The following is a 22,162-nucleotide window of genomic DNA, read 5'->3' as shown; positions in this document are numbered from 1 at the left end:
CGTGCGTGGGGAGCACTCGGGCCACGCCATCTGCACCCCCGCGTAGGCCGGACCATCCCCACGTGCGTGGGGAGCACGGCGGCGGCGCGGATCGCGGCGTCGCGTTCGGCGGACCATCCCCACGTGCGTGGGGAGCACGCATGGTTCTCTGGGGAGCCAACGGTACGCGGAGGACCATCCCCACGTGCGTGGGGAGCACGACTGGGGGGAGTGGTCCGCGTGAGCGCGCCCCGGACCATCCCCACGTGCGTGGGGAGCACAGAAACTGACCTGCGGTTTTTCGGGGCGTTATCTTGCCGTGATCAACCTTGCAGGCAGTCTCAGCCCGTCAGTCACCTTAGACCAATTTTGGCGGAAGAACACTGGCGTTCCGAGCGGGCGGTCGGGTGCTGGAGCCGCTGACGGGGCCCCGGGGGTGGGGGCGATGCGGGCGGGGAAGCCTCCGGTCTGCTCCTGCCGGGAGGCCCGGCAGCCTTGAGGGGCGCGCCGGTGCCTGAGGGGTTGTCGGCTCTCCGGAGCGCTTCCCCCGGAAGCCCGCCGACTCCCTTTCCCTGGCGGTTCACCTCCTGGGGAACCAGCGCCTCTCTTTCTTCCTCTGACAGGCACCGCCCCGGGACCCGGTGCCCACCTTTTCCCAAAAGGGATGTTTGTGGTTATTTGCCCCTTTCTCCCCCTTTCCGCACTTCCCTTCCCCGGAGGAGGGTGGCCAGGTGGACCGGGGTGGCCTGGGGGTGGGCCTGGGCTACCTGGATGCGGCAACTGAAGCCCTCCGTGAGCACCGTGTCCTCCTCGCCTGCGGCACGGACCGCGGGGAGGAGGCCCTGTTCTGCGCAGGCCATGGACACCTCGTAGTGGCCTTCGGCGAAGCCGAAGTCGCCGGCGAGGCCGCAGCAGGCCGCCTGGGGGACCTCGACGCGCGCTCCGGCGCGTTCCAGGAGGGCTCGTTCGGCCTGCCAGCCGGATCCGGCGTTCTGGTGGCAGTGGACCTGGGCGACCACGCGCCCTCCGATGCGGGGCGGCTGCCAGTCGGGGGTGAACTCGGCGAGCGCCTGGGCGAGGGTGCGGACCGCGCCTGCGACCTCGGCGGCCTCGGCGGTGCCGAGCAGGCGGGGCAGCTCCCGGCGCAACTGCTCGGTGCAGCTCGGCTCCAGGCCGACCACGACCGCGCCCGCGCGCACGGCGGGCAGCAGGGCGCGCACCGTGCGCGCCGCGGCGGCCCGCGCCGTGCCGAGCTGGCCGGTGGAGGTCCAGGTGAGCCCGCAGCACAGGCGGGCCGGACTGTCGAGCACCTCCCAGCCCGCGTCCCGCAGCACCGCGCGGCCGTCGGCGAGCACCTCCGGGGAGAAGGCGGGGTTGAAGCTGTCGGTCCACAGCACCGCGCGCGGCCGGTCGGTGGTGAAGCCGCGCCGCAGGGGGACGCGGTCGACGCGGGCGGCGCGCCGCCGGCGGCGGGAGGCGAAGACGGGCAGCGCCCGGCGCCGGTCGATCCCGGCGGCCCGTTTGAGGAGTGCGGCCAGCGGGGAGAGGGCGGCGGCGTTGACGAGCCCGGGCAGGAGTCCGGCGGGTTTCAGCCAGAGGGGCAGCCAGCCGAGCGTGTAGTGGGTGCGGGGGCGGAGCCGTCCCCGGTAGTGGTGGTGGAGGAACTCGGACTTGTAGGCGGCCATGTCCACGCCGACCGGGCACTCCTTGGCGCACGCCTTGCAGGACAGGCACAGTTCCAGGGCCTCGCGCACCTCGGCGGAGCGCCAGCCGTCGGTGACGACCTGTCCGGCGAGCATCTCGCCCAGGACGCGGGCGCGGCCCCGGGTGGAGTCCTTCTCGTCGCGGGTGACCTGGTAGCTGGGGCACATCGCGCCGGTGTGGGCGCGGCACCTGCCGACGCCGACGCAGCGGCGCACGGCGCGGGCGAAGTCGTCGCGGTCCTCGGCGAGGTGGAGGACGGTGCGGACGGGTTCGGCCATGGCGAGGGGGCGCACGTCGGCGTCGAGGGGGCGGGGCCGTACGACCGCGCCGGGGTTGAGGGTGTCGTCGGGGTCCCAGGCGTGTTTGGTGTCGGCGAACGCGGCGAGCAGGGCGGGCGAGTAGACACGGGAGAGCAGTTCGGAGCGGGCCTGGCCGTCGCCGTGCTCGCCGGAGGGCACGCCGCCGTGGCGGACCACGGCGTCGCAGACGGCCTCGGCGAAGCGGCGGTAGCGGGCCACGCCGTCGGGGGTGGTCAGGTCGGTGTTGAGGCGCACGTGCAGGCAGCCTTCGCCGAAGTGGCCGTAGACGGGTCCGCGCAGGCCCTCCTCGCGGCAGATGGCGTCGAAGTCGCGCAGGTAGGCGGCGAGGTTCTCGGCGGGGACGGCGGCGTCCTCCCAGCCGGGCCAGGCCTCGTCGCCGGTGGGCGGGCGGGTGGCGAGTCCGGCGGCGTCCTCGCGGATGCGCCACAGCCGGGCGCGGTCGGCGGGGTCGGTGACGACGAGGGTGGAGCGGACGTGGGGGGCGAAGGCGCGTTCGGCGCGGCGGGCGGCGGCCTCGGCCTCGCCGGGGGTGTCGCCGCCGAACTCGACGTAGAGCCAGGCGCCGCCGTCGGGCAGGTCGGCGACGCGGGGGCCGAGGAGTTCGGTGTCCATGCCCTCCACGGTGAGCGGGTGGTAGGCGAGGAACTCGTGGGCGATCTCGGCGGCGGCGTAGCGGTCGGCGCAGCCGACGAGGAGGAGGGCGCGGGCGGCGGGGGCGGGCACGAGGTCGAGGGTGGCGGAGGTGACGACGGCGCAGCCGCCCTCGGTGCCGACGAGGCTGCGCGCGTAGTTGCGGCGTTCGGGGAGCAGGTGCTGGAGGGGGTAGCCGGAGACCTGTCTGCTGAAGCGGCCCAGTTCGGTGCGGATGGGGGCGAGGTGGCGGGCGGCGACGTCGTCGAGGGCGGCGGTGAGGGTGCGGTCGGGCAGGCCGTCGGGGGTGGTGATGCGGTCGGCGGTGACGGTGCGGCGGCGCCCGTCGGCGGTGACGACGTCGAGGGCGGCGACGTTGTCGGCGGTGGTGCCCCAGGCCACCGAGTGGGCGCCGCAGGCGTTGTTGCCGATCATGCCGCCGAGGGTGCAGCGGTTGTGGGTGGAGGGGTCGGGGCCGAAGGTGAGGCCGTGGGCGGCGACGGCGGCGCGCAGGGTGGCGAGGACGGTTCCGGGTTGGACGACGGCGCGGCGGGCTTCGGGGTCGACGCTGAGGACGCGGTTGAGGTGGCGGGAGGTGTCGACGACCACGCCGGAGCCGAGGGCCTGTCCGCCGCAGGAGGTGCCGCCGCCGCGCAGGGTGACGCCGACTCCGGCGGTCCGGCAGATCTCCAGGACGGCCGCGATGTCGTCGGTGTCGCGGGGGTGGACGACGCCGAGGGGGGCACGGCGGTAGATGGAGGCGTCTGCGGAGTAGAGGGCCCGGGCCAGGGGGGAGAAGTCGACTTCGCCGCGGACGGCGGCGGCGAGGTCGGCGGCGAGGGAGGCGTGTTCCTGGGATGCGACGGTGGTCATGGTCCACGTCTACCCCGCCTCGGCCCCGGCACCGGTGCCGGGGTCAGGGGCCGGGGCGCCAGCACAGGTGCGGGGGGATGCCGGTCTTGCGGAGGTCGTCTTCCAGGAGGGGCGCCCAGTCGGGCCGCCAGCGGGGGTGGCGGGCGCGCATCTCGGCGCGCAGCGCCTGCCACTGGGTGTGCAGGACGGCGGCGGTGGGCCACCAGTCGGGCAGGCGGTCGTAGGCGCGGTCGGCGCGGGCTCCGGTGGCGGTGGGGCGGATGCGGGCGTAGAGCCAGGAGCCGTGTTCGGGGTGGGTTTCCGCGGTGCGCCAGGCGGTGAGGAGGTCGGAGAGTTCGGGGTCGACGGGGCGGCCGTCGGGGTCGAGGAAGCCGCTGCGGGCGGCGGTGGCGGGGTGGGGGTCGTGGTCGCCGAGGTAGGCGACGGCGATGCCGTCGGGGTGGCGGGCGCGCAGCCAGTCGGCGACCCGGTCCAGGGCGGTGCCGGGGTCGGGTGGGGGGCGGTGCTGTTCGGCGGCCTGGCGCATGGCGGTGGAGAGGAGGCGCTGGGGGGCGCCGGTGAAGACGACGCGGCGGTCGGCGGGTTCGCCGTGTCCGGCGGGCAGTTCGGGGCGGGTGGCGCCGGGGGCGACGCCGCAGGTGCGGGCGGTGTCGAGGGCGGCGCGCGGGTCGGGTTCGCGGGTGAGGGCGGTCTCGTCGAGCAGGCGGGTGAGGGCGTCGACGTGGGCGCGGGTGACGGTGCGGTCGCGGGCGGCGCGGTGGAGGTCGTCGAGGGCGCGCACGGCGTCCCGGTAGCGGTGGGGGTCGACCAGGTCGAGGTAGGCCTCCTCGACGCGGCCGCTGCTGTGGCACTGGCCGGGGTCGGCGTCTGCGGGGTGGGGGGCGCGGGCCCAGGCGGTGCCGTTCCACCAGAAGACGTAGGCGACGGTGTCGAGTTCCGTCATGACGTCGTGGAGCCAGTCCCAGGGCAGCCAGTCGGGGGCGCCGGCGAGCAGGTCGACGGGGGGAACGTGGAGGTGGGTGTCGCTGTGGTGGTCGCGGCCGTAGATCACGGCGCGGCCGCCCTGGACCCAGCTCATGCCCCAGTAGCCGGTGCCGGCGTCGATGCTGAGCAGGCCGGTGGAGAGTCCGTCCCGGCCGCACCAGAATCCGAGGTGGGAGAGGTCGGGGACCGCGGCGGCGAGGACCGCCTGGGCGGCGGCTCCGGCCCAGACCGCCTCGGGGTGCTCGGTGAGCGCGGCGACCATCGGCTCCCTCCTTGCCCTACCGGTTCGGTGGCAACCGGTTGGACGCGGTTTCCGAACCGCTGGTTCCCTCTGGAGGGGGTGGTTTTTCCCGTTTTCAACTTCCCGCGGGGCGGAGGGTCTGCCATTTCCGCTGATCACAGGGTGAAAGGGGAAAACCTCAACTTTCCCTACTGAACCCATTGACATCTATGAAGCGTGCCACAAATAATGGGTATCGACCGCTTGGGAGCGCTCCCAAAAGGTCAGGAGAAGATCCCTTGTTGGGCGGTGGCCGCCTTCCTCCACTCCTCCCATCCTCAGGGTGGCCACCGTTCATCCCCCAACAGGAGGTCTTTGAGCCCCCCTCTGACCGGCGGCCCTTCCCGGGAGGGCCGACCCGGTCGGACCGGAACCTTCACCGAGGATGGCTCACCCCCACTTGAGCCACTCCCAGAGGGGCCGGGGTGCGTGCGGGCGCCCCGGCTCTTCACCCCCCGAAGGGCTCGTCTCCGATGGCTTGAGCCAGCCCTGGAAGGGTTGGGGTGCGTGCGGGCGCCCTGACTCTTCGCCACCTAGAGCTCGCCTGGAGACTTGAGCCACCCAGGGGCCGGGGTGCGTGCGGGCGCCCCGGCCCCGACTTCTTTTTGCCCTCTCCTTACCCTCTTTCCCGTCTCTTCACTCCTGTCCCCGTCCGACTCGGCTCACTCGGCGGGCTCGAAGCTCTCCGACATCCGGTCCAGCAGCGCCGCGCCGGTCTCCTCCCAGTCGTCCTCCGGGTAGACCAGGAACAGCGCGTACCCCTTCTTCTCGGTGTGGAAGCCGCGGTTGACCGCGTGCATCTGGCGGCCGTTGCTGGTGAAGGTGAACTCCCAGTCCGAGGCGGTGACGTAGCGCTCCATGGACGGGTGGTCGCTGTACTCGATGCCGATCAGGTCGTAGTTCGAGAAGCGGCCGGAGGCCCCGCGCGCCTGGTTCTCCCAGTCCTCCTTGGCGTCGTCGCCGGGCGAGTCGGTCTGGTCGACCTGGAGGTAGCCGCCGTCGGGGTTGCGGAAGAAGACGCTGCTGCCCCGCCGCTCCACCGACCAGCCCTCCGGGACGTCCAGGGAGAAGCCGGTGGAGTCCTCGTGCCGGGTCAGCGGCGGGCCGGAGTAGTCGTCGCCGTCGTCCCTGTCGTCCTTGTCGCCGTCCTCCGGGGCGGGCTGGGACGGCTCCTCCGGCGCGGCCTGCTGCCCGTCGGACTCCGGCTCCGGTTCGACGGTCTCCTCGTGGGAGGTGGTCTCCGCCTGGTCGCCGCCCGAGCGGCTGCCCAGCGCCGGGGGCACCAGCAGCACCACGGCGGTGATCACCGACACCACAACGACCAGCGCCAGGGCCACCAGGCCGGCGGTGACCAGCCCGCCGCCGCGCCGCCCCGGCTGCTCCTGCGGCGCCTCGTCCAGCGCCAGCGCGCTGGTGTCGTCGACGGTCATGGTGGGGTCCGACTCGGACTCGGGGGCCTCGCGGACAGGGCGCGAGGAGCTCGACGAGCCCGTCGGGGACGCGCTCATCACCACCCGCTGCAACTCCTCGACGGCCTCATGGACCGTGGGGCGGCCCTGCGGGTCCTTGTCCAGCAGCCGCTCCAGCAGCGGGCGCAGCGGCCCCGCCTGCACCGGCGGGGGCACCTCGTCGACCACGACCGCGGTGAGCGTCGCCATGGGCGTGGCGCGCTGGAACGGCGGCTTGCCGTGGACGGCCGCATACAGGGTGGTGCCCAGCGCCCACATGTCCGCGGCCGGGCTGGCGGGCTCGCCCCGCGCCTGCTCGGGCGCCAGGTAGCTGGGCGAGCCGAGCAGGCTGCCCGTGCGGGTCAGCTTGCTGCTGCCCTCCAGGTAGGCGATGCCGAAATCGGTGAGGACGGCCCGGTCCCCGCGGGCCACGAGCACGTTGCCGGGCTTGATGTCGCGGTGGACGATCCCCCGCTGGTGGGCCACCGACAGCGCCGCGGCCACCTGGAGCCCGATGTTGGCGGCCCGCTCCGGGGTGATGGTCCCCTCCTCCTTGATGATCTGGCTGAGGGAGCGGCCCTGGACGAGCTCCATGACGATCCACGGGAATCCGTCCTTCTCCACCACGTCGAAGACGGTGATGATCGACGGGTGGCTGAGCTGGGCTGCGCTGCGGGCCTCCCGCAGCATGCGGGCGCGCAGGACCTCGATCTCCTGCGGTGGCAGGTGCTCGTTGATGGTGAGCTCCTTGATGGCCACCGGCCGGTCCAGGAGTTCGTCGATCCCTTCCCAGACGCGCCCCATCCCTCCCTCACCGATGAGACTGTGCAGCCGGTAGCGACCGGCAAGCAGGAAATCGGGGGGTCGGGGGGAATCATTGCTCATCGGCGGCTTCCTCGGTCCTGGTGCTGGCGCGGCCTACCGGTGCGGCGCCCCATCCGGATTTTAGAAGGATCAGCCCCCCACATCCCCATTCCTGCGGGCGCTGTCGCCGCCTTCGTCTCCGTTCCGTTGGAAAAACCGGGCCGACCTGCGGTCTTTTGACGACGAAAGCGGAGCAACCGGTTTTGGTCGCGCGGTTTGCCCGGCGGCCTTGCCCGCCCCGGCGCCGCGCCGCATACGATGGCACCGTGATTTGTCCTAAGTGCCAAGGCCGCATGCGCACCTTCGACCGCATGGGCGTCCACATCGACCAGTGCGAACGGTGCCGGGGCATCTTCCTCGACGCCGGCGAGTTGGAGCAGATCGTCGCCGCCGAGCAGCGCCACTACGCTCCTCCCCCGCCGCCGCCTCCGCCCCACGGCGCACCGCCCCCTCCGGCCTACCACCACCGGCCGGACTCCCCCGCCCCCTACGGCTACTACGCCGACTCCCCCGGCCCCTACGGCTACAAGCGGCGCCGCAAGAGCTTCCTCGAGGAGCTGTTCGACTAGACCACCGGTCCGTGAACCTGATGATCTGCGCCCGCTGCGGCGCGTACACGGACACGCCCGTGGTCGAGCCGGACGGGCCGGTGCTCCGCTGCACCGAGTGCGGGCACCGGCAGCCGTTCCGCAGGCTCCCGCTGTTCTCCGTGACCGGCCCCAGCGGCACCGGCAAGTCCACGGTGGGGCGGCTGCTGACTGAGTGGCTGTCCGACCGCTACGTGGTGGTGGAGCAGGACGTGCTGTGGGTGGGCGGGCTGCGCGACCACTCGCCCGACCACCGGCTGTTCCGGTCCACCTGGCTGCGGATGGCCGCGATGATCCACCAGAGCGGGCGGCCCGTCGTGCTGTGCGGCACGGTCGTGCCCCCGGAGTTCGAGCCGCTGCCGGAGCGGGCGCTGTTCTCCGAGATCCGCTACCTGTCCCTGATGTGCGACCCGCAGGTGCTCGCCGAGCGGCTGCGCGCCCGCCCCGCCTGGCGGTGCTGGGACGAGCCGCGCATCGCGGAGATGCTGGAGTACGCGGAGTGGATCCGGCAGAACGCCGCGACCATGTCCCCGCCCGTGGAGCTGCTGGACACCACGCACGCCTCCGTGGCGCAGACCGCCAGGGCCGTGTGCGCCTGGATCACCGGGCAGCCCTTCCCCGGGGGCTGACCGGGACGGACCGCCGCCGCGCCGGGTCAGTCCGCGGCGGAGGGGCGGAAGCCGCGCAGCCGCAGGCTGTTGGAGACCACGAAGACGCTGGACAGCGCCATGGCCCCGCCCGCGATCATCGGGTTGAGCAGGCCGACGGCGGCCAGCGGCAGCGCGGCCACGTTGTAGGCGAAGGCCCAGAACAGGTTGCCCTTGATGATCGCCAGGGTGCGCCGCGACAGGCGGATGGCGTCGGCCGCGGCGCGCAGGTCGCCGCGGACCAGGGTGAGGTCGGCGGCCTCGATGGCGGCGTCGGTGCCGGTGCCCATGGCCAGTCCCAGGTCGGCCTGGGCCAGGGCGGCGGCGTCGTTGACCCCGTCGCCGACCATCGCCACCGTGCGGCCCTCGTCCTGCAACCGCTTGACCACGTCGACCTTGTCGGCGGGCAGGACCTCGGCGACGACCTCGTCGATGCCGACCCGCTCGGCGACCGTGCGCGCCACGGTCGCGTTGTCGCCGGTGAGCAGGATCGGCCGCAGGCCCAGCCGACGCAGCCGGGCCACGGCCTCGGCGCTGGTGGGCTTGACCTCGTCGGCGACGGTGAGGACGCCGCGCGCCCGGCCGTCCCAGGCGACCGCGACGGCGGTGCGCCCCCCGGCCTCGGCCTCCTCGGCGGCCCGCGCCAGCTCCTCGGGCAGCTCCACGGCCCACTCGGCGAGCAGCGCGGCGCGTCCGACGACGACCGCGCGGCCCTCGACCACGCCCTGCACGCCCAGTCCGGCGGTGGCGGCGAAGTCGGCCACCGGCGGCAGGTCGCCGAGGCGGTCGGCGGCGCCGCGGGCCACGGCCCGGGCGACCGGGTGCTCGGAGGCGTGCTCCACGGCCCCGGCCAGGCGCAGCACCTCGGCCTCGTCCTCGCCGTCGGCGGCGACCACGCCGGCCAGGGTCATGGTGCCGGTGGTGACGGTGCCGGTCTTGTCGAGCACGACCGTGTCGACGCGGCGGGTGCTCTCCAGCACCTCGGGTCCCCGGATGAGGATGCCGAGCTGGGCGCCGCGGCCGGTGCCGACCAGCAGCGCGGTGGGGGTGGCCAGGCCCAGCGCGCACGGGCAGGCGATGATGAGCACGGCCACGGCCGCGGTGAACGCCGCCTCCACGGGGCCGCCGGTGCCCAGCCAGAAGCCGAGGGTGGCCACCGCCAGGGCGATGACGACGGGCACGAACACGCCGGAGATGCGGTCGGCGAGCCGCTGCACCGCGGCCTTGCCGCTCTGCGCCTGCTCCACCAGGCGGGCCATCTGCGCGAGCTGGGTGTCGGCGCCCACGCGGGTGGCGCGCACCACCAGGCGTCCGCCCGCGTTCACCGTGGCCCCCACCACGGCGTCACCGACGCCGACCTCGACCGGCACGGACTCGCCGGTGAGCATGCTCGCGTCGACCGCGGAGGCGCCCTCCTCCACCACGCCGTCGGTGGCGATCTTCTCACCGGGGCGCACCACGAAGCGGTCGCCGACGGCGAGCCGGTCGACCGGGACGCGGGTCTCGCGGCCGTCGCGCAGGACGGTGACCTCCTTGGCGCCCAGGTCCATCAGGGCGCGCAGCGCGGCTCCGGCGGTGCGCTTGGCGCGGGCCTCGAAGTAGCGTCCGGCGAGGATGAAGGTGGTGACCCCGGCGGCGACCTCCAGGTAGACGGCGTCGGAGCCGCCGGTGCGGGAGAGGGTGAACGCGAAGGGCTCCATCGTGCCGGGCATGCCCGCGTCGCCGAGGAACAGGGCGTACAGCGACCAGGCGAAGGCGGCCAGGGTGCCCATGGACACCAGCGTGTCCATGGTGGCCTCGCCCAGGCGGAGGTTCTTCCAGGCGGCGGTGTGGAAGGGCAGGGCGCCCCACACCACGACCGGCGCGGCCAGGGCCAGCGAGGCCCACTGCCAGTAGGTGAACTGCAATGCCGGGACCATCGACAGGGCGATCACCGGGACGGACAGCACGGCGCTGACCAGGAGCCGGGTGCGCAGCGCGCGCAGGCGGGCGTCCTCGGGGTCCTCGGCGGCCTGCTCGTCGCGGGGCGGTTCGGGCAGGGCGGCGGTGTATCCGGCCTTCTCGATCGCGGCGACCAGGTCCTCGGGGGTGACTGCGCCGCCGTACTCCACCGTCGCCTTCTCGGTGGCGTAGTTGACGCTGGCGGTGACCCCGTCGAGCTTGTTGAGCTTGCGTTCGATCCGGTTGGCGCAGGAGGCGCAGGTCATGCCGCCGACCGACAGTTCGATCCGGCTGGTGCCGCGGGCGGTGTCGCTGTTCATCGGTCCTCCTGCTCGTGCACGGCCGCGGGCGCGTCCGCGGGGCCGAGCGGGCCGACCAGCGTCCCCGCCCAGAAGGCGGCTCCGAACACGGCGGCGAGCACCAGCCCGTAGACCCCGAGCCTTCCCAGCACGCTCACTCCTGCCTCCTCCCGCTGTCCGCTGCCCGCCGCAGCGGCTTCCCCCACGGAAGCAATATACCCCCACAGGGTATTCCCGGGGGCGGGTGCGCGGTCAGCCGTCCGACTGGCGGGCGAGCGCGCGCAGCTCGGCGACCTCGGCGCGCAGCGCCCGCAGCTCGGTGAGGATCTCCTCGCGCCGCACGTCCTGCGCGGCCTCCTTCTCGTCGTCGCCCTCGTGCTCCAGCGCCTCCACCGCGACCGCGATGAACAGGTTCAGCGCGATGAAGGTGGAGGCGAGGATGTAGCCGACGAAGAAGACCCACGCCAGCGGTTCGTGCTCGGTGACGGTCTTGGCGATCTCCCCCCAACTGTCCCCGGTCATGATCTGGAACAGGGTGAACAGGGAGGTGAACATGTCCCCGAAGTAGTCGGGGGAGACGTCGCGGAACATCTGGGTGGCCATGACCGCCGCCACGTACAGCAGCAGGGTGACCAGCAGCGCGATGGAGGCCATGCCGGGCAGGCCCTTGAGCAGGCCGGCGACGACGTGGCGCAGGCTGGGGACCACCGACAGCAGGCGGAGCATCCGCAGCACCCGCAGCATCCGCAGCACGGCGAACGGCCCCGAGGTGGGCACCAGGGCGATCCCGACGATGATCAGGTCGAACCAGTTCCACGGGTCGGCGAAGAAGGCCCCGCGGTAGGCGTAGATGCGCAGGGCCAGCTCGACGACGAAGAACAGCAGGATCGTCAGGTCCACCAGGCGCAGCAGGGGGCCGTAGTCCGACATCGCCCCCGGTGAGGTCTCGACTCCCAGGACCAGTGCGTTCACCGCGATCAGCGCGATGATGCTCGACTGGAACCAGCGTGCGTCAACAAGATCGCGGACGCGTTCGGGTGCGATCACGGTTCTCCGCTCTCGGTCGCTACGGCGAATTCGGCGGATGAGAGATTACTGAGCGCCTGTTACCCCTGGGATTCCTGGGACTCCCTGAAATCCCCTGTTCTCCTTCCCTTCCGGCTGCTTTCCGCGACCGGTCCGGAACTCTGTGCGCTCTGCGGGCATCGGAGGGGTAGAGGCGGGTCACGGAGGAGGGAGCCCGATGGAGCAGAAGCAGTCGATTCCGCTGGGTCTGGGCATCGGCACCGGGATGGGGATCGCGCTGGGCAGCCTGGTGGGCCTGGCGTTCGGGGTGCTGCCCGTGGGGATCGGGGTCGGTTTCGCGGCCGGTTCGAGCACCGGGATCGTCCTGGGCGTGCTGTTCGGCAGGCGCGATCCCGACAGGTGACCGCGCACGGTGCGTCCGGGCGCGACGGGGACACGTCCGGGCGCCGTGCGGCTCTGGTCGCGCAACGGGAGGGGAACAACCACTGTATGTGATTAGATGATCAAAAATTCAGAAAAGAGTGCATATGGGCGAAACCCCCCACGACAGTGTCCCTACCCCGTCCTTCGACGTCGTCCTGCGCGGCTACGACCGCGCCCAGGTGGACGAGTTCGTCGCACGACTGCGCGCCGCCGACGGCGGCACCTCCCCTCCGGAGCGGCCGGCCTTCGCCGTGGTGCTGCGCGGCTACGACCGCGGCCAGGTCGACCGCTGGGTCTCCGGGGCGACGGGCGCGGCCCCCAAGGAGCGCCGCGCCGAGCCCGGGGGCGTGCGGCTGCCCGGCGCCTACTCGGTCCCCGTGTTCGACGTGGTGCTGCGCGGCTACGACCGCCGCCGGGTCGACCCGCTGCTGCGCCGCGTCGCGGCCACCCTCGCCGGGGACGGCTCCACCGCGCCCGTGACCCGCTCGGAGGTCGAGGGCGTGGAGCTGCGCCCGGCCCTACTCGGCTACGACCGCGCCCAGGTGGACGCCTGGCTGAAAGAGACCCTGCCCCGCCTGCCCGGGTGACGGCCCCCAGCGGGAACCGGTCCCCCGCCGCCGCCGTCGAAGGCGGAGACGACGGTACGCGGAGGTGGTCATGGACCGCAGGAACACCAACGGCGCGGCGGCCGGAGCGGCGGCCGGACTGGGGACAGGGCTGCCCTTCGGCGTCGCCTTCGGAATCGCCGTGGACAACCTGGCAGCGGGCATCGGCGTCGGCCTCGCGCTGGGCGCCGGCCTCTCCGCCGCCCTGGGGGCCGCCCTGGCCCGCCGGAACGCGGGGGAGGAGGGGAAGCCGCCCTCCGAGGAGTGAACGGGCGGCGCCGCCGGGGTCGGGGAAGGCGACCCCGGTCCGGCGCCCAAGCGGCACGGGCTCGCCGGTGCGCCCGGCGGGTCGGCCGCTGACGCGGCGCCGTTGCCGCGCACCGAAAACGCCCGGGACCGTGAGGGTCTCGGGCGTTGGTTCTGCTTGTCGGAGTGGCCAGGGGCGGGGTCGAACCGCCGACCTTCCGCTTTTCAGGCGGACGCTCGTACCAACTGAGCTACCTGGCCCCAGCCACGCTTGACGTGAGCCGAGCGGTCCTGACGGGATTTGAACCCGCGGCCTCCACCTTGACAGGGTGGCGAGCACTCCAAACTGCTCCACAGGACCTTGTTATTCTTTTTGTCCGCTTTGTCCGCGTCTTTCCTGATTCTATCAGGTCTTCCGCGTCCTCCGCGCGGTCTTCATTCTGCCAGACTTCGACAGTGCTTCAGACCGTTCGTACCCCCAACGGGATTCGAACCCGCGTTACCGCCTTGAAAGGGCGGCGTCCTAGGCCACTAGACGATGGGGGCCTCGACGACGACCGAGCCGTCATTTCCCGCTGCGTCTTCCGTCGGGGACGGGTTAAGCATAGGGGACTCGGCGACCAAGTGCCAAAGCGGTTTGCCCGGCACGTCACCTTGGCGACCCGGAGGCGCCGGGGGACGGCACCGGGCTGGGGGAGGCGCTGGCCTCGGGGCTGGGCGGGGCCGTCCCCGACGGCGTCGCCGTCTCCTCGGCGGGGGTGATCTCCCGGTCCGGGTCCTCCTCCAGGTGCCGCTCGATCTGCACCGAGCTGAGGCCCAGACCGCCCAGGGTGATGTCGTCCCACGCCTGCAACCGCTTGGTCTCGGCGTCGAAGTAGAGCACCGACGCCTGGTAGGGGGTGGGCTCGTCGTGCTCCAGGCCCCGCAGCCCCGCGCCGCCCGTGGAGCCCTGCACGAAGAACCGGGTGCCGGTCTCGCGCACCTGTGTCCAGCGGTTGTGGCCGTGCCCGGACAGCACCAGCGGCACCAGCCCGCTGAACGCCTCGCCCTGCAACGGGTCGTGCAGCACCGCCACGTCCACCGGCACGCCGGCCTCCTCGACACGGCGCGCCTGCTCCGCGCCGATCGCGGCGACCTCCTCCTCGGTCGGGTTGTCCAGCGCCTTGTCCGGGGTGTAGCGGGGGTCCCCGGCGCCGTAGAAGCGCAGCCCCGCCACCTCCACCACGTCGTCGTCCAGCACCACCGCGTTGGGCTGGGCGGCGACCGCGCGCTGGGTGCCCATCGAGTCGTGGTTGCCGCGCACCCACACGTAGGGGACGTCCAGGTCGGCGATCCGGTCCATGAAGACGTCCTCGGCGGCGCTGCCGCGGTCGCTGATGTCCCCGGAGTCGACCACCGCGGCCACCTGGAACTGCTCGGCCAGCGAGCCGACGACCTCCCAGGCGGCCGGGTTGAGGTGCAGGTCCGAGACGTGCAGGATCCGGATGGTGGAGGGGTCCTCCTCGTAGACCGGCAGCGCCGACGTCACCTGGTACAACTGCGAGACGTTGGCGACCAGTCCGGCCAGTTGCGCCTGGTACTCGGAGAAGCGGTTGATCACGTCCTCGGCGCTGCCCACCACCTGCGGGGCGCCCGCCAGCAGCCCGGTGTAGCGGGGCTCGGCGATCGCCCGCGGGTTGAAGGTGAGATAGGCCACCCCGCCCGCCGCGGCCAGCATCGCCAGCGCGGTGAGCGCGCTGCCCAGGCAGCGCAGCCAGTTGCGGAAGAGCAGCAGGGACACCAGGGCCGCGGTGCCCACCGAGAACAGCACGGCCCGCCAGGCCAGGGCGACGACCCCCTCTTTCAGGTCCGCGACGATGCTCGCGCCGAGCCGGTTGATCGAGTCCGGGTTCTGGAACATCTCCTCGGCGGCGGCCAGCCGGATCTCGGCGATCGTGGCCTCGAAGCGCAGCGGCGCGGCGTGGGTGTCGAAGGCGAGCTTGCCCAGCGGGGCGATGTTGATGACGGTCTCGCCGCGCCACGACGGGCTGACGCTCAGGTCGACGTCGGCCGGGCCGACGGGGGTGAGCACCTGGCCACCCACGGCCAGCCCGACCCACCCGCCGACGATCCCGGCGAGGACCACCGCCGCGGCGCGCCAGAACCGCCCGCGGCGCACCCGGCCGAGCCCGGCCCGCAGCCTCCGCCAGGTCTCCCGGTGGAAGGCCCGGCCGATCCAGGCCGGGACCGCTCGCCGCTCCACAGCGCCGCCTCCCCAGGTCGCCAGTGCTTCCGGACGCCGCTGCCCGGTCTCCTTCGCTTTCCCTACCCCCGTGGCGCACAATACGGGATGTGCTCCAAACCTCCCGCCGCCACTTCGAAGAGCTCGTCGCGGACGCCCTGGACTCCATTCCACCCGAACTGACCGACTACATGGACAACGTGGTGATCACCCTCGCCGAGGACCCGCCCGAGCCGGGCCTGCTCGGGCTGTACGAGGGCGTGCCGCTGACCGAGCGGGGGGACAGCTACAGCGGGGTGCTGCCGGACCGGATCCTCATCTACTGGAAGGAGATCCTCGCGATCTGCGACACCGCCGAGGACGTGGTGGAGGAGGTGCGGATCACCGTGGTCCACGAGATCGCCCACCACTTCGGCATCGACGACGAACGGCTGCACGAGCTCGGCTGGTCCTGATCCGTCGTCATTTGCGGGGACAACCTTCGACACCATCAGCCGATCCCGGTTTCGGCGACGGAAAACGACAAACAAGTCCGCGATATTTCCATAAACCGCTTGCCAATCCCGCCTTCACCAGGGACGCTATGTCATCGAGTAGCAACTCAAAGTGATTGAGCGCGAGGGATGGGCGAAGAGTGCACAATCCGCGGGCGGGCGGCTTCGGCCATGGCATTCCACGACAGAGCGACGGCCGGCACGAACGGCTGCCCCCGATCGACGACCCCGCTCCCACCGGTTCCCCCGCATCCCCCGACCCCCCCTCCTCCGACTGGCGCCGAGGCTACCGCGACGTGCTGCGCCTCGGCGAGTTCCGGGCCCTGTGGCTGGCTCACGCCCTCTCGATCACCGGCAACTACCTGCTGAACATCGCCGTCACGGTGCTGGTGTTCCAGCGCACCGACTCGGCGCTGGCCACCGGCCTGACCCTGGCGCTGACGTTCCTGCCGCCGCTGATCGCGGGGCCGCTGCTGTCGGGCCTGGCCGACCTGCTGCCCCGACGCCGCGTCATGATCGCCAGCGACCTGGTGCGCGCCGCCCTGGTCGGGTGCATCGGCATCCCCGGGCTGCCCCTGGAGGTCATCTGGCTGCTGCTGTTCTGCTCGGTGCTGCCCACCATCCCCTTCGGCGCCGCGCGGGCCGCACTGCTCACCCAGATCGCCCAGGGGGAGCGCTTCGTCGCCGGGTCCACCCTGATCAACGTCACCTCCCAGGCGGGCTCCCTGGTCGGCCTGGCCGCCGGAGGGGTCCTGGTCGCCCTCGTCGACGCGCGCCCCGCCGTGCTCGGCAACGGGCTGACCTTCCTCGTCTCGGCGGCCATCGTCACGCTGTGGGTGCGGCCCCGGCCCGCCCCGGCCGCCTCCCCCGAGTCCGACCGCCCCACCCTGTGGCAGATCACCCGGGACGGGCCGCGCCTGGTCTTCCGCGACCCGCGGCTGCGCACCCTGGCCCTGCTCGCCTGGCTCGCCGGCTGCTACATCATCCCCTACGGCACCGCCACCCCGATGGCCGCCGAGATCGGCGGCGGACCGGCGACCGCGGGGCTCATCATGGCCTCCCCGGCGATCGGGGCGGTCCTGGGCGGGCTCCCGCTGACCCGCCTGGTCCCGCCGCGGGTGCGCACCCGCCTGCTGGGCCTGCTGGCCGTGGTCGCGTCGCTCCCGCTGACGGTCTGGATCCTCCAGCCGCCGCTGTGGGCGATGGTGCTGCTCCTGGTGGTCTCCGGCATGGCCGCCTCCTACCAGTTCGTGGCCAACGCCACCTTCGTGCTGTGCGCTCCCCCGGTCGGCCGGGGCGTGGCGTTCGGCCTGGTGGCGGCGGGCCTCCAGGTCGCCCAGGGCATCGGCATCGCGCTGGCCAGCTTCCTGGTGGAATACACCAGCCCTCACCTGGTGGTCACCGTGGGCGGCGTCGTGGGCACCGTGGGCGCCGCGGCCCTGGCCCTGCCCTGGTCCCGCCTGGCCGCCGGGGCCGTGGAGGCGATGCACGGCGGCCCGGAGTGACCGCGGCGCGGCCGGGCTACTCGGCCTTGTCCCTGCGGGGCTCCTCCTCGGACCGCTGTGCGGCCTCGGAGTCGTCTCCCGGCTCCCCCGCCCGCTGGAACAGATCCCTGGGGAGCCGGGAGACCCGCCCCGACAGGGCGCGCAGGGTCCAGCTCACAGCCGGGACTCCTTGCCCTGGAAGGTGCGGATGAGGTGCTCCAGCACCGAGGAGCCCGTGCCCTCCTCGGGGATCACCAGCCAGGCGATGAGGTAGAGCAGCACGCCGCTGCCGCCCAGCAGGGTGAAGACGGCGAAGGCGAGCCGGATCAGGTTGGGGTCCACGCGCAGGAACTCGCCGATGCCCCCGCACACGCCGGTGAGGATGCGGCTACTCCTGCTGCGTCGCAGGGTCTTTCTCGTCAGGTTCTCGCTCATGTCTTCAGCCTGCCCGCTACGAGCGGTTCTTCCCATCGGGAAGCACCCTGGAGCGTCCCTGAACCGACCCTGAAGGGGCGGAGAGCCGACCCGCGGTCCCGGGGTCCCCGCACTGCGGCTCCCTCGGGGCGCACCGGGACCGCGCGCCGTGGGTCCGGGGTCTCCGGCCCCACGGCGACGGGGCGCCCCGGCCCCTGCCCCGGTGCGCCCCGCCAGACTGTGACAGGCCTCGGCTCAGTCCTCGGACGAGCCGCTCTTGAGGCCCTTGGCGATGAGGTCCATCACCGAGGAGTCGGCCAGCGTGGTGACGTCGCCGATCTCGCGGTTCTCGGCCACGTCGCGCAGCAGGCGGCGCATGATCTTGCCGGACCGGGTCTTGGGCAGCTCCGGCACCACCATGATCTGGCGCGGCTTGGCGATGGGGCCGATCTCCTTGGCCACGTGGTCGCGCAGCGCCTTGATCGCCTCCTCGCCGCTGGCCTCGTCCTGGGCGACGCCGCCGCGCGGGATCACGAACGCCACGATGGCCTGACCGGTGGTCGGGTCGGAGGCGCCCACCACGGCGGCCTCCGCCACCGTGGGGTGCGACACCAGTGCCGACTCCACCTCGGTGGTGGAGATGCGGTGGCCGGAGACGTTCATCACGTCGTCGACCCGGCCCAGCAGCCAGATGTCGCCGTCGTCGTCGTACTTGGCGCCGTCGCCGGCGAAGTAGAAGCCCAGGTCGGCGAAGCGCGCCCAGTAGGTGTCGCGGTAGCGCTCCTCGTCGCCCCAGATGCCGCGCAGCATCGACGGCCACGGCTGGTCCAGCACCAGGTAGCCGCCGGAGCCGTGCGGGACCTCCTCGCCCTTCTCGTTGACGACCTTGGCGCTGATGCCCGGCAGCGGACGCAGTGCGGAGCCCGGCTTGAGCGCGCTGGCGCCGGGCAGCGGGCAGATCATGATCGCGCCGGTCTCGGTCTGCCACCAGGTGTCGACGATCGGCAGCGAGCCGTTGCCGATGTGCTTGCGGTACCACAGCCACGCCTCGGGGTTGATCGGCTCGCCGACGCTGCCCAGCAGGCGCAGCGAGGACAGGTCGTAGCCCGCGGGGATCTGCTCGCCCCACTTCATGAAGGTGCGGATGAGGGTGGGGGCGGTGTAGTAGATCGTCACCTTGTACTGCTGGACGATCTCCCAGTGGCGGCCCTCGTGCGGGGTGTTGGGGGTGCCCTCGTAGACGACCTGGGTGGCGCGGTTGGCCAGCGGGCCGTAGACGATGTAGCTGTGCCCGGTGACCCAGCCGATGTCGGCGGTGCACCAGTAGACGTCCTTGCCCGGCTTGTGGTCGAACACCACGTGGTGGGTGTAGGCGGCCTGGGTGAGGTAGCCGCCGGAGGTGTGCAGGATGCCCTTGGGCTTTCCGGTGGTGCCCGAGGTGTAGAGGACGAACAGGGGGTGCTCGGAGTCGAAGGCCTCGGGGGTGTGCTCGGTGGACTGGGAGTCCACCAGGTCGTGCCACCACAGGTCGCGGCCCTCGGTCCACGGCGCGTCGATGCCGGTCCGCCGGACCACGATGACGTTGCGGACCGTGTCGATGCCCTTCAGCCCCTCGTCGACGTTCGCCTTCATCGGGATGGCCTTGCCGCGCCGGTACTGGCCGTCGGCGGTGATGACGACCTTGGCGTCGGCGTCCTCGACCCGGGAGCGCAGCGCGGCCGGGGAGAAGCCGCCGAAGACCACGCTGTGCACCAGGCCCAGCCGGGCGCAGGCGAGCATGGACACGATCGCCTCGGGGATCATCGGCAGCTGGATGGCCACCCGGTCGCCCGCCCGCAGCCCCAGGGAGGACAGCGCGTTGGCGGCCTTGCAGACCTCGTCCTTCAGCTGGGCGTAGGTGATGTCGCGGGTGTCGCCGGGCTCCCCCACCCAGTGGATGGCGACCTGGTCGCCGTGGCCGTCCGCGACGTGCCGGTCCACGCAGTTGTAGGCGACGTTGAGCCGTCCGCCCACGAACCACTTGGCGAACGGTGCGTTGGACCAGTCCAGGACCTGCTCCCACCGGGTCTCCCAGTGCAGGCGCTCGGCCTGTTTCTCCCAGAAGGCCTCCCGGTCGGCTTCCGCCTCGGCGTAGAGGTCCGCGGTGGCGTTGGCCTGCGCCGCGAACGCCTCGTCGGGAGGGAAGACCTGGCTCTGCTGCATCAGGTTCGCGAGTACTTCGTCGCCCATGTCAACTCCTGACCGGTGTGATGCCCGCTACTGCCCCCAACCGTAGGACGTGATGTGCGTCATAGGAAACAGGCAGTGCGGCGAAGTGCGTCCCTGCTGCGACGGAAAGCACTCCAGGCGGGACGAACGGTCGGCGAGGGCTCCTCGTGCGGCCGATCACAAATTACTATTTACGTTCACGTATCCGTCTCACGGGAGTCGATCAGTCGCGCCGATGCTGAGGCCGCACCACGAACCGTCGGCCGGTCCACCGTCCCGTCACGAGCCGTCCGTGCCGTGGCGGACTCGACCGCGCCACGATCCCATCGGGGTGCTGCGCTGCGCACGCGCCGTCGTGGACGACCTCCGTGACGGACTGTCGGGACCGGGCGCCCGCCGGGCCGCACGACGGCTGCGGCGGCTGCTCAACGCCCCCGGCCTGGGACTGGCCGATCTGTCCGGTTCCCTGGTGTGGTCGGGCCGCGCGGCCGACTCCGAGGCCGTCTCCGCACTGGTCGACCAGGTGCTGCGCGGCGAGACCGCCAAGGACCGGCCGCCCCTGATGGCCGCACCCGTCTACGCGGGCGACGGGATCGCCGGAGCCCTGGTGGTCGTGGGCCAGGTCCGCCGCTCCGCGGTGCGCGAGGCCGCCTCATGGGTCGCCGACGCCGTGGAGCGCGGCCGTCTGGAAGCCTCGGCCGACCGGGCCGAGCAGGCGGAGCTGCGCGCGCTGCGCGCCGAGATCTCCCCGCACTTCGTGTACAACGCGCTGACCGTGATCTCCTCGCTGATGCGCTCGGACCCCGACCAGGCAAGCGAGCTGATGCTCGACTTCGCCGACTACACCCGCTACAGCCTCGCCCAGCGCGGCGACTACACGACGCTGTCCGACGAGTTCCACGCGATCGAGACCTACCTGGCCCTGCAACGGGCGGTCCTGGGCGACCGCCTGCGGGTGCAGGTCCGGGTCGCCCCCGAGGTGCTCGGGGTGGCCGTGCCCTACCTGGTCCTGCAACCGCTGGTGGAGAACGCCGTGCGGCACGGCATCGAGCCCCGGGCCGGGACCGGGCTGATCCAGGTCACCGGGGAGGCGCAGGGCAACGACTGCGTGATCAGTGTGGAGGACGACGGTGTGGGTATGGACCCCGAGCACGCCCGGGACATCCTGGCAGGTCGGGGCGGCTCCGACAGCGTCGGCTTGGCGAACGTGGACCGCCGTCTGCGCCACGTCTACGGTCCCTGGTACGGACTTGTCGTGGAGACCGCGGTGGGCGCGGGCACCCGGGTGATCGTGCGCGTCCCCAGATTCCAGCCAGGAGTGATGCCGTGATGCTGCCCTCCCCCAGCGGCCTGCGCGTACTCGCCGTCGACGACGTTCCCTTGGCGCTGACCGAACTGTGCCGCCTGCTGCGCGCGGCGCCGGAGGTCGGCGAGGTGGTCGCCGCCGACGACCCGATCAGCGCGCTCCGGAGCATCCAGGGCGACCGGTTCGACGCCGTGTTCCTGGACATCTCGATGCCCGGCCTGGACGGGGTGGAGCTCGCCTCGCTGCTGGCCAAGCTGAGCGACCCCCCGGTGATCGTGTTCGTGACCGCCCACGAGGAGCACGCGGTCACCGCCTACGGCATCGGCGCGGTCGACTACCTGCTCAAACCGGTGCGGGCCGAGCGGCTGGCCACGGCGCTGACCAAGGTGGTGCGCATGGCGTCGGCCAGCGGCTCCCCGGCGGCGCAGGGTGCTGTGCGGCGGCCGGACGCGATGGCGGTGCTGCCGGTGGAGACGGCGGGGCGCACCCGCTACGTGCGCCGCAGCGACGTGCGGTTCGTCGAGGCCAACGGCGACTACGTGCGGCTGCACACGCCTGACGGGGTGCACCTGGTGCGGATGCCGATCTCCCGGCTGGAGGAGTACTGGTCGGACTCCGGCTTCCTGCGGGTCCACCGCGGCTACCTGGTGGCGCTGGGCGCGATCCGGGAGCTGCGCAGCGACTCGGCGGGCGGCCTGCTGGCCCACACCGACCTGGGCGATGTCCCGGTGAGCCGCCGCCACGCGCGCGAGCTGCGCGAACAGTTGCTGCACGCGGCCCGCACCGGCATGTTCGACGGCTCCGACCGGGGGGTGTGATGCCGCAGCGTCCCAAGCGGGTGGCGGTGACGAGCCCGCAGACCCGGCTGGCGCACCTGCGGGGCAGGGCGCGCGGCCGGTGGCGGGTGCCGCGGCTGGACCCCGAGGACGCCGAGCGCGCGGAGCGGCTCTACCGGCTCCAGCGCCGGCAGGGCCTGCTGGCGCTGGTGGCGGGCGCGGCGGCGCTGGTGGGGCTGCCGCTGGTGTTCGCGGCCTGGCCGGTCCTCGACGAGGTCCGGGTGTGGAGCATTCCGCTGTCGTGGCTGATGCTGGCGGTGCTGCCCTACCCGACCATGGCCGCGCTGGCCTTCTGGCAGTTGTACCGGGCCGAACGGATCGAACGGCGTTGACGGTGACGTTG

The 22,162-nt window shown here is 72.7% G+C and carries 20 protein-coding genes and 3 tRNA genes; 10 read left to right on the top strand and 13 right to left on the bottom strand.

Annotated elements, in window-relative coordinates; genetic code table 11:
- Positions 1 to 653 precede the first annotated feature (653 nt).
- The 3 genes from AC529_RS11210 to AC529_RS11200 form a co-directional block, all read right to left on the bottom strand.
- Entirely contained in the window at positions 654 to 3,506 is a 2,853-nt protein-coding gene (locus AC529_RS11210) for an FAD-binding and (Fe-S)-binding domain-containing protein (RefSeq protein WP_068756349.1), read from the bottom strand.
- A 43-nt stretch (positions 3,507 to 3,549) separates the two neighbouring features.
- Complete coding sequence (locus tag AC529_RS11205) at positions 3,550 to 4,752, bottom strand: serine/threonine-protein kinase (protein WP_068756348.1); 1,203 nt, start codon at positions 4,750 to 4,752, stop codon at positions 3,550 to 3,552.
- 680 nt (positions 4,753 to 5,432) lie between these two features.
- Positions 5,433 to 7,103: a serine/threonine-protein kinase gene (locus tag AC529_RS11200; RefSeq protein ID WP_068756346.1), complete on the bottom strand. Its 1,671-nt coding sequence runs from the start codon at positions 7,101 to 7,103 to the stop codon at positions 5,433 to 5,435.
- 245 nt (positions 7,104 to 7,348) lie between these two features.
- Between AC529_RS11200 and AC529_RS11195 the strand changes: the two genes are divergently transcribed.
- The gene (locus tag AC529_RS11195; RefSeq protein WP_083948145.1) at positions 7,349 to 7,651 is read left to right on the top strand and encodes a TFIIB-type zinc ribbon-containing protein; all 303 of its coding nucleotides are present in this window, start codon (positions 7,349 to 7,351) and stop codon (positions 7,649 to 7,651) included.
- Between the two features lie 11 nt (positions 7,652 to 7,662).
- The gene (locus AC529_RS11190; RefSeq protein WP_068756342.1) at positions 7,663 to 8,298 is read left to right on the top strand and encodes an AAA family ATPase; all 636 of its coding nucleotides are present in this window, start codon (positions 7,663 to 7,665) and stop codon (positions 8,296 to 8,298) included.
- 26 nt (positions 8,299 to 8,324) lie between these two features.
- On the opposite strand, the gene AC529_RS11185 is transcribed toward AC529_RS11190, so the two are convergent.
- The 3 genes from AC529_RS11185 to AC529_RS11180 are packed head-to-tail and all read right to left on the bottom strand — an operon-like array spanning position 8,325 to position 11,603.
- Positions 8,325 to 10,577, bottom strand: coding sequence for a heavy metal translocating P-type ATPase (locus tag AC529_RS11185; RefSeq protein WP_068756340.1), 2,253 nt, complete (start codon positions 10,575 to 10,577; stop codon positions 8,325 to 8,327).
- The gene (locus AC529_RS20140) at positions 10,574 to 10,762 is read right to left on the bottom strand and encodes a hypothetical protein (RefSeq protein WP_157080189.1); all 189 of its coding nucleotides are present in this window, start codon (positions 10,760 to 10,762) and stop codon (positions 10,574 to 10,576) included. Before AC529_RS20140 ends, AC529_RS11185 begins: the two co-directional genes overlap by 4 nt.
- A 46-nt stretch (positions 10,763 to 10,808) precedes the next feature.
- Positions 10,809 to 11,603 carry an ion transporter gene (locus AC529_RS11180; RefSeq protein ID WP_083948143.1) on the bottom strand — a complete coding sequence of 265 codons (795 nt, stop codon included), beginning with the start codon at positions 11,601 to 11,603 and terminating at the stop codon, positions 10,809 to 10,811.
- 196 nt (positions 11,604 to 11,799) lie between these two features.
- Between AC529_RS11180 and AC529_RS11175 the strand changes: the two genes are divergently transcribed.
- The 3 genes from AC529_RS11175 (at position 11,800) to AC529_RS11165 (ending at position 12,878) form a co-directional block, all read left to right on the top strand.
- Positions 11,800 to 11,985 (top strand): hypothetical protein, encoded by a 186-nt coding sequence (locus AC529_RS11175; protein WP_068756338.1) that lies wholly within the window; start codon positions 11,800 to 11,802, stop codon positions 11,983 to 11,985.
- Between the two features lie 124 nt (positions 11,986 to 12,109).
- Positions 12,110 to 12,592 (top strand): DivIVA domain-containing protein, encoded by a 483-nt coding sequence (locus tag AC529_RS11170; RefSeq protein WP_068756336.1) that lies wholly within the window; start codon positions 12,110 to 12,112, stop codon positions 12,590 to 12,592.
- Between the two features lie 70 nt (positions 12,593 to 12,662).
- On the top strand, positions 12,663 to 12,878 hold the full coding sequence (locus AC529_RS11165; RefSeq protein WP_068756334.1) for a hypothetical protein: 216 nt from the start codon (positions 12,663 to 12,665) through the stop codon (positions 12,876 to 12,878).
- A 165-nt stretch (positions 12,879 to 13,043) separates the two neighbouring features.
- On the opposite strand, the gene AC529_RS11160 is transcribed toward AC529_RS11165, so the two are convergent.
- From AC529_RS11160 to AC529_RS11145, 4 genes are all read right to left on the bottom strand, one after another.
- A tRNA-Phe gene (locus tag AC529_RS11160) sits at positions 13,044 to 13,117 on the bottom strand.
- A 25-nt stretch (positions 13,118 to 13,142) separates the two neighbouring features.
- Positions 13,143 to 13,217 (bottom strand) — tRNA-Asp (locus AC529_RS11155).
- Positions 13,218 to 13,329: 112 nt separating this feature from the next.
- A tRNA-Glu gene (locus AC529_RS11150) sits at positions 13,330 to 13,402 on the bottom strand.
- A gap of 103 nt (positions 13,403 to 13,505) precedes the next feature.
- On the bottom strand, positions 13,506 to 15,098 hold the full coding sequence (locus tag AC529_RS11145; RefSeq protein ID WP_232306701.1) for a metallophosphoesterase family protein: 1,593 nt from the start codon (positions 15,096 to 15,098) through the stop codon (positions 13,506 to 13,508).
- An 89-nt stretch (positions 15,099 to 15,187) separates the two neighbouring features.
- On the opposite strand from AC529_RS11145, the gene AC529_RS11140 reads away from it, so the two are divergent.
- Positions 15,188 to 15,532, top strand: a complete 345-nt coding sequence (locus tag AC529_RS11140) for a metallopeptidase family protein (protein ID WP_068756333.1) — start codon at positions 15,188 to 15,190, stop codon at positions 15,530 to 15,532.
- A 179-nt stretch (positions 15,533 to 15,711) separates the two neighbouring features.
- On the top strand, positions 15,712 to 17,076 hold the full coding sequence (locus AC529_RS11135) for an MFS transporter (protein WP_083948141.1): 1,365 nt from the start codon (positions 15,712 to 15,714) through the stop codon (positions 17,074 to 17,076).
- 16 nt (positions 17,077 to 17,092) lie between these two features.
- Here AC529_RS11135 and AC529_RS20135 read toward each other — a convergent pair whose 3' ends face one another.
- From AC529_RS20135 to acs, 3 genes are all read right to left on the bottom strand, one after another.
- Entirely contained in the window at positions 17,093 to 17,233 is a 141-nt protein-coding gene (locus AC529_RS20135) for a hypothetical protein (protein WP_157080188.1), read from the bottom strand.
- Positions 17,230 to 17,490 carry a PspC domain-containing protein gene (locus AC529_RS11130; protein ID WP_068756331.1) on the bottom strand — a complete coding sequence of 87 codons (261 nt, stop codon included), beginning with the start codon at positions 17,488 to 17,490 and terminating at the stop codon, positions 17,230 to 17,232. The genes AC529_RS20135 and AC529_RS11130 overlap by 4 nt, the downstream gene beginning before the upstream one ends.
- A 234-nt stretch (positions 17,491 to 17,724) precedes the next feature.
- Positions 17,725 to 19,698 carry an acetate--CoA ligase gene (gene acs, locus AC529_RS11125; RefSeq protein WP_068756329.1) on the bottom strand — a complete coding sequence of 658 codons (1,974 nt, stop codon included), beginning with the start codon at positions 19,696 to 19,698 and terminating at the stop codon, positions 17,725 to 17,727.
- Positions 19,699 to 20,011: 313 nt separating this feature from the next.
- Between acs and AC529_RS11120 the strand changes: the two genes are divergently transcribed.
- The 3 genes from AC529_RS11120 to AC529_RS11110 are packed head-to-tail and all read left to right on the top strand — an operon-like array spanning position 20,012 to position 22,151.
- Positions 20,012 to 21,007: a sensor histidine kinase gene (locus tag AC529_RS11120; protein WP_198156409.1), complete on the top strand. Its 996-nt coding sequence runs from the start codon at positions 20,012 to 20,014 to the stop codon at positions 21,005 to 21,007.
- On the top strand, positions 21,007 to 21,801 hold the full coding sequence (locus AC529_RS11115) for a LytR/AlgR family response regulator transcription factor (protein WP_068756894.1): 795 nt from the start codon (positions 21,007 to 21,009) through the stop codon (positions 21,799 to 21,801). Before AC529_RS11120 ends, AC529_RS11115 begins: the two co-directional genes overlap by 1 nt.
- On the top strand, positions 21,801 to 22,151 hold the full coding sequence (locus AC529_RS11110; protein ID WP_068756326.1) for a hypothetical protein: 351 nt from the start codon (positions 21,801 to 21,803) through the stop codon (positions 22,149 to 22,151). Before AC529_RS11115 ends, AC529_RS11110 begins: the two co-directional genes overlap by 1 nt.
- Positions 22,152 to 22,162: the final 11 nt, after the last annotated feature.

Source organism: Thermobifida cellulosilytica TB100 (genome assembly GCF_001517975.1).
GTDB classification, from domain to species: Bacteria; Actinomycetota; Actinomycetes; order Streptosporangiales; family Streptosporangiaceae; genus Thermobifida; species Thermobifida cellulosilytica.
The sequence above is the reverse complement of the archived record's forward strand: the minus strand, read 5'-3'. Positions and strand labels throughout refer to the sequence as shown.